12 protein-coding genes and 1 tRNA gene are annotated in these 8,981 nt (G+C 66.6%); 4 read left to right on the top strand and 9 right to left on the bottom strand.

Annotated features, from left to right (window positions below):
* Nucleotides 1–66 precede the first annotated feature (66 nt).
* Nucleotides 67–139, bottom strand: a tRNA-Thr gene (locus VNF71_14415).
* Between the two features lie 159 nt (nt 140–298).
* Here VNF71_14415 and VNF71_14410 point away from each other — a divergent pair.
* The 3 genes from VNF71_14410 to VNF71_14400 all read left to right on the top strand — a co-directional run bounded on the left by VNF71_14410 (nt 299) and on the right by VNF71_14400 (nt 2,819).
* Nucleotides 299–790, top strand: coding sequence for a GNAT family N-acetyltransferase (locus VNF71_14410; protein HVA75749.1), 492 nt, complete (start codon nt 299–301; stop codon nt 788–790).
* Nucleotides 791–863: 73 nt separating this feature from the next.
* Nucleotides 864–1,319 carry a peroxiredoxin gene (locus VNF71_14405; protein ID HVA75748.1) on the top strand — a complete coding sequence of 152 codons (456 nt, stop codon included), beginning with the start codon at nt 864–866 and terminating at the stop codon, nt 1,317–1,319.
* A gap of 81 nt (nt 1,320–1,400) precedes the next feature.
* Nucleotides 1,401–2,819, top strand: coding sequence for an aldehyde dehydrogenase family protein (locus VNF71_14400; protein ID HVA75747.1), 1,419 nt, complete (start codon nt 1,401–1,403; stop codon nt 2,817–2,819).
* Here VNF71_14400 and VNF71_14395 read toward each other — a convergent pair.
* The 8 genes from VNF71_14395 to VNF71_14360 form a co-directional block, all read right to left on the bottom strand.
* Complete coding sequence (locus VNF71_14395; protein ID HVA75746.1) at nt 2,816–3,817, bottom strand: ATP-binding protein; 1,002 nt, start codon at nt 3,815–3,817, stop codon at nt 2,816–2,818. The genes VNF71_14400 and VNF71_14395 overlap by 4 nt on opposite strands.
* 175 nt (nt 3,818–3,992) lie before the next feature.
* A complete protein-coding gene (locus VNF71_14390; GenBank protein ID HVA75745.1) occupies nt 3,993–5,825 on the bottom strand; it encodes a proton-conducting transporter membrane subunit in 1,833 nt (610 codons plus the stop codon).
* A 4-nt stretch (nt 5,826–5,829) separates the two neighbouring features.
* A complete protein-coding gene (locus VNF71_14385; GenBank protein HVA75744.1) occupies nt 5,830–6,180 on the bottom strand; it encodes an NADH-quinone oxidoreductase subunit K in 351 nt (116 codons plus the stop codon).
* Nucleotides 6,177–6,944, bottom strand: coding sequence for an MnhB domain-containing protein (locus tag VNF71_14380; GenBank protein ID HVA75743.1), 768 nt, complete (start codon nt 6,942–6,944; stop codon nt 6,177–6,179). Before VNF71_14380 ends, VNF71_14385 begins: the two co-directional genes overlap by 4 nt.
* Nucleotides 6,941–7,177 (bottom strand): DUF4040 domain-containing protein, encoded by a 237-nt coding sequence (locus VNF71_14375; GenBank protein HVA75742.1) that lies wholly within the window; start codon nt 7,175–7,177, stop codon nt 6,941–6,943. The genes VNF71_14380 and VNF71_14375 overlap by 4 nt, the downstream gene beginning before the upstream one ends.
* Nucleotides 7,174–7,467, bottom strand: a complete 294-nt coding sequence (locus VNF71_14370) for a monovalent cation/H(+) antiporter subunit G (GenBank protein HVA75741.1) — start codon at nt 7,465–7,467, stop codon at nt 7,174–7,176. Before VNF71_14370 ends, VNF71_14375 begins: the two co-directional genes overlap by 4 nt.
* 13 nt (nt 7,468–7,480) lie before the next feature.
* Entirely contained in the window at nt 7,481–7,747 is a 267-nt protein-coding gene (locus VNF71_14365) for a hypothetical protein (GenBank protein ID HVA75740.1), read from the bottom strand.
* Nucleotides 7,744–8,223 (bottom strand): Na+/H+ antiporter subunit E, encoded by a 480-nt coding sequence (locus VNF71_14360; protein ID HVA75739.1) that lies wholly within the window; start codon nt 8,221–8,223, stop codon nt 7,744–7,746. Before VNF71_14360 ends, VNF71_14365 begins: the two co-directional genes overlap by 4 nt.
* Nucleotides 8,224–8,356: 133 nt before the next feature.
* Here VNF71_14360 and VNF71_14355 point away from each other — a divergent pair.
* A partial coding sequence (locus tag VNF71_14355) for an aldo/keto reductase (protein ID HVA75738.1) occupies nt 8,357–8,981 on the top strand: 625 nt, incomplete at its 3' end.

The raw sequence follows: 8,981 nt of genomic DNA, 5'->3' as shown, positions 1-8,981 counted from the left end.
TCGGACTTGAACCGACGACAACTCGATTATGAGCCGAGTGCTCTGACCAACTGAGCTACGCCGCCGAGCCCCCTGTCGGAATCGAACCGACGACACCAGCCTTACCATGGCTGTGCTCTGCCGACTGAGCTAAGGGGGCGCAGTACTGCTGATCCGGCGCGCGCCGGTGGCGTGAAGCCCGGACCAGGATACCCGCCGGCCCCTCCCCCAGCCAGCGCTGATCACCTCCCGGCCAACCCGTCAGGCTCCTCCGGGCCACCTCCGGGCGCTCCCCGGCCGCCGGTACGCTCACTCGCCGATGGACTACCGGCTCGCCACGACCCGAGACTCGGAGGAGATCCGGGCCATCTACAACCGCGAGGTCCTCGAGTCCACGGTGACCTTCGACCTGGTGCCGAGGAGCCCTGAAGACCAGCTGGCCTGGATGGACGAGCACAGCGGGGCGTGGCCCGTGGTCGTGGCGGTCGACGGCTCCGGCACCGTAAGGGGCTTCGGGTCCCTATCGCCGTACCGCCCCCGCCCCGCGTACCGGACCACTGTGGAGGATTCGGTGTACGTGGACCAGCAGGCCCGCGGCCAAGGGGTGGGCAAGGGGCTGCTCGAGGAGCTGGTACGCCTCGCCGGGGCTCACGGGTTCCACGCCGTCATAGCCCGGATCGTCGGGGGCCACGACGCGTCGATCAACCTCCACCGGGCGTGCGGATTCGAGGTGATCGGCGTCGAGAAGGAGGTCGGGCGCAAGTTCGGGAGGTGGCTCGACGTGGTGCTCATGCAACGCCTCGTCGACTGAAGCTGCCACCGAGCCGGTCTGCGGCCGGCCAGCAATCGAACATAAGGTTCCACCAGGGCGTACCCTCGCCAGCATGGACATCGGTGACAAAGCACCAGACTTCGACCTGCCGGACGAGACCGGTGCCCGCAGGCGGCTGTCGGAGATGCTCGAGAAGGGGCCGGTCGTCCTGTACTTCTACCCGGCCGCCATGACGCCCGGATGCACAGCGGAGAGCTGCCACTTCCGGGACCTGGCCCGCGAGTTCGAACAAGCCGGCGCGCAACGGGTCGGGATCTCGGCCGACAAGGTCGACAAGCAACAGCAGTTCTCATCAAAGTACGGCTTCGACTTCCCCCTTCTATCCGACACCGACAAGTCGGTGGCAAAGGCCTACGGGGTGCGCCGCGGCCCCGGGCTCATCCCCAACAAGCGCACCACCTTCGTCATAGGCACCGACGGCCTGATCAAGGACGTGATTCGCTCGGAGATCAACATGTCCAAGCACGCCGACAAGGCGCTGGAAACGTTGCGCAGTCTCAGTGCGTAGCATGCGCCGGTAGTGACGGACACCGGCCACGACGGGACAGGCGTCCGGCATCCGAACCGTTATCGGGAAGGAGCTAGAGGGATGATCGTCCGCGACACGATTTACATAGACGGGGCATGGGTGCCCAGCACCGGCAAGGGAAGTCTCCAGGTGGTCAACTCGACCACCGAGGAAGTGATGGGCACCATCCCCGAGGGGACCCCGGAAGACGTCAACCGCGCGGTCGCGGCGGCTAAGGCCGCTTTCCCCCGGTGGGCTGCCACGGCCGTCGAGGAGCGCGCCAAGTACTGCTCCCGCATCGCGGAGGGCATCGGAGCTCGAATGGACGAGATCGCCACACTCGTCAGCGAAGAGGTCGGCATGGTGAAGCCCCTGAGCCTCCTCGTCCAGGCGGGCCTCCCCTACAACTCGTTCAACGTCATCCAGTCGATCGTGGACGAGTTCGCGTTCGAGGAGCGCAACGCGAACTCGTTGATCGTGCGTGAGCCGATCGGCGTGGTCGGCTGCATAACGCCTTGGAACTACCCCCTCCACCAGATTGCCGCCAAGGTGGCGTTTGCTCTCGCAGCCGGATGCACGGTCGTGCTGAAGCCTTCGGAGGTGGCCCCGCTCAACGCGTTCGTCCTCGCCGAGATCATCCACGACACCGGTCTGCCCGGCGGGGTGTTCAACATGGTTACGGGTGTCGGCCCAGTCGTCGGTGAAGCGATCGCCAAGCACCCTGACGTGGACATGGTCTCCTTTACGGGGTCCACCAGGGCGGGCAAGCGCGTCGGGGAGCTGTGCATGCAGCGCGTGGCCAAGGTGGCCCTGGAGCTCGGCGGCAAGAGCGCCAACGTGATCCTCGACGACGCCGACCTCTCGAAGGCGGTGACGGACGGGGTGTTCAAGGCGTTTCTCAACTCTGGTCAGACCTGCTCGGCTCTGACGCGCATGGTCGTGCCTCGTGACCGGCTGGCCGAAGTGGAACAGATCGCGGCGGAAGCCGCCAACGCCATGACCCCGGGCGACCCGTTCGCGGAGGAGTCCAAGCTCGGCCCGCTCGTGTCGCAGGCCCAGTGGGACCGGGTGCAGGGATACATCCAGAAAGGCATCGACGAGGGCGCCAAGCTCATCGCGGGCGGCACCGGGAAGCCGGAGGGCCTCGACATTGGGTTCTTCGTCAAGCCGACCGTCTTCTCGGAAGTGCGGAGGGACATGACGATCGCGCAGGAGGAGATCTTCGGCCCGGTTCTGTCGATCCTCCCTTACGACACCGAGGACGAGGCCGTCGAGATCGCCAACGACACTGTGTACGGGCTTGCCGGCGGCGTCTGGGCCGGGACGCAGGAGCACGCGGAGCAAGTGGCCCGCAAGCTGCGCACCGGTCAGGTCGAGGTCAACGGTGGTGCCTTCAACCCGAACGCTCCGTTCGGTGGTTACAAGCAGTCGGGCATCGGCCGCGAGTACGGCCACTTCGGTCTGGAGGAATTCCTCCAGGTGAAGAGCCTTCAGCTTTAAAGAGGTTCGCGAGGCTGCCGCGCCCTGCCTGCATCGGGCTGTATCGGGCAGGGCACCGGCGGCCGCCCGCCAAGCTGGGACAGGACCTCGTCCCTCCACCACAAACGGAAGGCGACGACGTCTTCACTCGCCGGCAACGTCAGCAGGTACCGGCGGGCGAGCCTGCTTCGCGCTCTGGCCAGGAGTTGGCCCAGGCGGTCGAGATGGACGGCCGCATCGTGAGGTACGACAAGGTCGTAGTCGACGACGCTCTCCCCTCGGGCCACCGCCTGCTTGGCATCGGCGAGACCGGCTTCGCGCAGGTACCCGATGCACGCTTCGATTTCGCGCGTCGAGCTCGCCAGCGAGACCAGCTCGCGCGGGCCGCTCTGATCGAGTCCGATCACCTGCATCTCGCGTTGAAGGTCCGTGAGCTGCCGGGTCGATTCGATGAGAAGGCTCACCGGCACACCGATCAGGTGGACCTGACGGCCGGCTCCCGTCGCGACGGTTACCTCTTTCACACCGGCCGCTACGGCCACCGCGCTGACCCTCGGCGGCGCGGGTGCCGGGGGGAATGCAGGAGGCGGCGACGGCTCGACCCGCAACCGGCTGGTGCCGACTTCGGCCCAAACAACCTTCCCGTCTGCTCGCCGTTCGGCCCCCCAACGATCTGATATCGCAGCGACGAGCTGGAGACCCCGGCCGGTCATCGAACGCACGGCCAGCAGCTCCTCGGGCCGCCCGGCGCCGGCCTCGGGGAACACCGGGTTGCCGTCCGACACCTCAACCCGGAGCCCGGGTCCCAGCCGGCAGACAGAGACCGTGAACGTCGTACGCGCGTGCAGGACCGCGTTACTCGCAAGCTCCGAAACGACCAGGGCCGCGTCCTCCCCGACCCGCTCCGAGAGCTTCCAGGCGTCCACGGCGGCGACGATGATCCGTCGTGCTGCGACGACGCTCTCCAACCCGGGTGCGAGCCGGCTCTCCTTGATCCTGAGGTTCTGGGACGCGTTCATAGGCTGCTTTCGGACAGCACTTGTTATCGGCATATCGCTACTGCTGATGTAGTTACGTGCCGGAGCTCAGTCTAGGTTCGCCGCGCGTCCGGATAGCGGTATCACCCGCCTCCGATCACACACCACTTTCTCCGGAGGGCCCAGGCTGCCCGATTGCGCGACGGCGGCCTCGCTTTCATACGAGAGGCAGGCCGATCATCGCCGCGAACGCGGCGACACCCGTCATGAGCCATGCGACGTAGTCGCCGATGTGTCCCGAGTGCACGCTTCGCAGGCCGGCGAACCCCCGAGCCATCGCCCTTCCGAACGAACCGGCTCGCTCGGCCAAGCGACCCCCGTACAAGCCGACCCCTGCGACCACAACAGCGAGAAGCGCGGACGCGATGCCCAGTCCCACACCGAGACCGGTCCAACCCGGATGGCGGGCGGAGGTCGCGGAACCACCTGTGTGATCCAGAGCGGCGTGCGCGTACCCGAGGGGATCGGTGAAATAGGCGGCAGCGTGGTCGGCCGCTGCGCGCGTGCCGGGGAACACACCTTCGGCGAGCGTCCCGACGAGGAGCACGAGGACCGCAGCGAACATCGTCGGCGGGACCTTGTCCATCTTGGAGTCGGGCTTCTCGTCGCCCTTCGTCTCCTGACCGCCTGGCCCTTCGGACGGTACGGGGCCGAGCCCGAAGTACACCCGCGCGGTCACCCTCAGCACAGCGCCGGCGGTCGCCGCCGACACGACGACGAAGAGACCGACCAGCCACGGGTCGCCTCCCTTGATCCCAGCATCTTCGGAGAGTGCCTTGCCGAGGGCGGTCCCGAACGGGGGCAGCCCGGCGAGCGCGAGGCCGCCGGCAACCCAGAGCCACGGTATGTACCGGGCGTTGCGACCCCGGCCGAACAGCTCGTGCTCGTCGACGGAGCCGTACCGGGCGAGCATGATGCCGGCCAGGAGGAACAGCGCCGCCTTGGCGCCGGCGTGGCCCGCGACGTAGAGCAGAGCACCGGAAGTCCCGTCGGGTGTGAGCAAACCGAGTGCAGTAAGGAAAAGACCGACGTGCGCGATCGTCGAGTAAGCAAGTAGCCGCTTCACGTGACGCTGGCCGAGGCACATGACTGACCCCACGACTGCGGTCACCACACCGAGGATCAGAAACGCGCGCCGGACGTCGTCGCCGGGGAGGGCACGCGAGAAGACCGTCCAGTACACGCGGAATACGGCGTACACGCCGAGAGGAACCATGACGCCCGAAAAGAGCACGCAAACCGGAGCCGGCGCGACCGCGTGAGCATCTGCGAGCCAGAAATGGAATGGAACCATGGCCGCCTTGACCAGGAACCCGGTGAGGACGAGGACGAATGCCGTTACAACAAGCGCATCGGCACCGTGGTTGGCCAGGGACTGCCCGAGCTGCGGCAGACCGAGGTTGCCGGTACGCGCGTAGAGCATCGCGACGCCCGCCAGCGACAAGTAGGCGCCGAGACTGTTCACGACTCCGAAGTTGAACCCACCTTGGAGGGCGGTCGGATCCTCGACCTTGAGCCCCGTCAGAGCATACGCCGACGCCCCCATCAGCTCGAAGAAGACGAACATGTCGAAAAGGTCGCCGGTCAAGGCGAAGCCCACCATTCCCGCTAGGAAGAGCAGCATCAGAGCCTGGTAATGGGCCTCGACCGAATCGAGATACCGCCAGCTGTAGACGAGCGCGATCGTCATGAGCGCCCCCGCCAGTACGGCGATACCCGCTCCGACCGGGTCGCTCTGCATGACGACGCCGACGCTGAAACCCTGCTTCGGTTGCCAGCGAGCGGCCCAGGTGACGATCCGACCCTGCGCTGATACCGCCAGGACCGCGGCCGTGAATCCTGTCACCGCCAAGGCGACAGCGGTCGCGACGATGTCGGTTGCCTGCCTCGGGATGAACCTGCCCGCCACAAGCAGGACAGCTGCGCCGGTGATTGCCGTGGCTATCGCGACGGGTGGCAGCCAGGCGACGCCGCTATCGAAGACGAGCACCGCGCTACCCCCGCAGGGCTCTCAGCTCGTCGGGGTCCACGGTGCCGTGGCGCTTGTGGATCTGAATCACCAGGGCCAGCAGGAGCGCCGTCAGCGTGGCCGAGACGACGATGTCTGTCAGCGTCATCGCCTGCACCACCGGGTCCACGACCGACAGGTTCGGCTTCGACGGCGGTGAGCCGAAGACGGGCGGGGTCGCTCCGGTCTGGAAGCCGACGGTCAACAGCAGGACGTACGTGCCCGCCTGAGCGACGGACAGACAAACCACGGAGTGGATGAGGTTGCGGCTGCTTGCGATCCCGAACGCGCCGATCAGGATGAGCCAGCCCCCGACGAGGTAGCCGTAGATGCTCATCCCTTCGCCGACTCCTGGCTCCCAGCCTTTCCCGAACCGCCGGTGAGTCTGATCGCCTGCTCGAGGAACTTCGAGAGGAGGACCATCGTCCCCGAAGCGACCTCTACACCTACGGCGCCGTTGAGCACCGGGACCGTCCCCCCCGACATGAGGTCACCGAACGTGCCCCACGGGATCACGTTGACGAGGAAGGCTCCGGCGACGAGCAGGCCAGAGATGCCGAGACACGCGAACGCGCCGGCGCCCAGGGCCTCGCCCCATTCGAACAGCATCACGGGCCGGACCCTCTCCAGAGCGTCATACCTGCCAGCGAGATAGAGGGTGTGCAGACCGGTCCCGAGAACGACGCCGCCCTGGAAACCGCCGCCGGGCGTCAGGTGCCCGTGGGTCGCCACGTCGAGACCGATGAGCGCAGTAACCGGCAGCAATACGTAGCCGCCGAGGCGCACGACGTCGAGGACCCTTCCCCCCGAGAGTCGCTGGGTCTCGGTCTCGTCCTCAGCCGGACGAAGCAAGACGCTCACGCCTATCACGCTCGCCAGCAGAATCGTCTCCTCACCGAGGGTGTCGAGGCCGCGCTGGTCGAAGTTGACCGACGAGACGATGTTGGAGGTCTGGTGGTGAACACCGGCGACTACCGCATGGTCGCGATACGGATGGCTCGACCCCCCAAACGAAGGCATCATGAGGATGGCGAGAATCACGGCCACGGCCACCGAGGCACCGGCGACGCCGAACATGATCAAGCGGGCGGTCCTGGTCATCGTCGCTGCCCGATCTTGCGAACGGCCAGCATGACCATCAGAGGGACGATCGCCGTGCCGACCCCGATCTGGCTCAACGCCACGTCCGGCGCCTGCAGGGACATGAACAGGACAGCCATGGTGAGCCCGAACGCCGACAACGTCACAGCCTGACGCGCCGGCCTGTGCGTGAACACGACCGCCGTGCCGCCGATCCCGACCAGCGTCAGGGTGATGATCACCACGGCGCTCATTCGGGAGACTCCGCGGGAACCTTGCCGTCCCGCTGGGCGAGCATCCGCGCTATCGCGGAGGAAAGCATCGGACCGGCGATGAACAGCAGGCCGGTGGGCAACGCGATCGACGCCGTTGTCAGACCGGGCCCGTTTGCGATCGACAGTCCAGCCGCGATGAGCGGGCCGCCGAGAGAAGTCATAGGAGTAGCGAGATGGAGCCTCGTATAGGAGTCACGCGCGACGAGCGCGGCGAGGGACGCGGCCACTATCACGGCTGTGCCTGCAGCGACTAGAGCGTCGCCTACCACCGGAGCATCACCGTCAAGAGCTGTCCTCCCGCTTGCCGAGCAGGCGGGTGAATACAAGGGTCCCGGCGAACGAGAGCGGCACGAGCACCAACGGAAGGATGAGGTCGTAGGACTGACCGGGGCCAACCTGGCTGACAAGGATGAGGCAGAAGGTGAGCACGGCCGCGAGCAGGTCGAGGCCGATGAGCCGGGCGCCCGGGTCGCCGCGCGAGGAGAGAACGAGAGCCGGGAACATTCCCCCTGCGAGAAGGGCGATCAGGCAGCCGGTGTCGACGTTCAACGCGCGGCCACCCGTTCCATGTGAGGGCCTCGCACCGGTATCACGTGGACCAGTGCCTCACCCGTCTCGGGGTCGATATCGGTGACGATGCTGGCGGGTGTGGCGGACGTGAGAAAGCTCGCCACCGCTCGGCGCCCGTCGGCCGATGCGGTGTATCCCGCGCCCTCGGATATCGGTATCCGCACGAACTCGCCTTGTCGGCCGGGAGATCGCAGCACCTGCACCGTGACCTGTACGGCGTCACTGACGATCGCGAGCGGCAGCACCCATGCGCTTCGCAACCACGCCGGCTTCAGCCCCCACTTGTTCGTCCCCGCCAGCCTCCCTACCAGGGCCAGCAAGCCGCATGGCAGCGACACCAGTACGGAGACGATCAGTTCCTGGCCGGAGACCGCCGAGAGTGATACCACCCAGACGCCGAGGCAGGCGCCCCACCAGAACAACACCTCGAATACCCGCGCCAGCCAGACGGACACCACACCTCCAGTCGTTCGCGGTTGAGAGCCGGCGCCAGCCAGCGAACGGCATCCGGATTGCTTCCCGCTGGGCGCTCAACGTAAACGAAACCCCGGCAGGGTAGCTACGTCCGCCGGCGGTAGATTCCCACCCATGCGCTATGTGAAGCTCGGCAGCACCGGACTCGACGTATCTGCTGTCTGCCTGGGGTGTATGAGCTACGGGACTCCCTCGCAGGGGAACCATCCCTGGTCCCTCGACGAGGAGTCGAGCCGCCCCTTCATCCAGCGCTCTCTGGAGCTCGGGATCAACTTCTTCGATACGGCCAACGTGTACTCGCTCGGGTCGAGCGAAGAGATCGTGGGCCGGGCCCTTCGCGACTTCGCCAAGCGTGAAGAAGTGGTCATCGCCACCAAGGTCCACGGGCGGATGCGGAAGGGCCCCAACGGCGCCGGCCTGTCGCGCAAGGTGATCATGCACGAGATCGACGAGAGCCTCCGCCGGCTCGGGACCGACTACGTCGACCTGTACCAGATCCACCGGTGGGACCGCCGCACACCCATAGAGGAGACCATCGAGGCACTGCACGATGTCGTCAACGCTGGGAAGGCGCTCTACGTGGGAGCGTCGTCGATGTGGGCGTGGCAGTTCAGCAAGGCTCTGCACGTCGCGGACGCTCACGGCTGGACCCGCTTCTCGACCATGCAGAACCACTACAACCTGTTGAACCGCGAGGAGGAACGGGAAATGCTCCCGCTCTGCGAGGACGAGGGGATCG

The organism is Acidimicrobiales bacterium (genome assembly GCA_035533095.1).
Classification (GTDB): Bacteria; Actinomycetota; Acidimicrobiia; order Acidimicrobiales; family Palsa-688; genus DATLUM01.
Note: the sequence above shows the minus strand (reverse complement) of the source record. Positions and strands in the feature narration are given on the sequence as shown.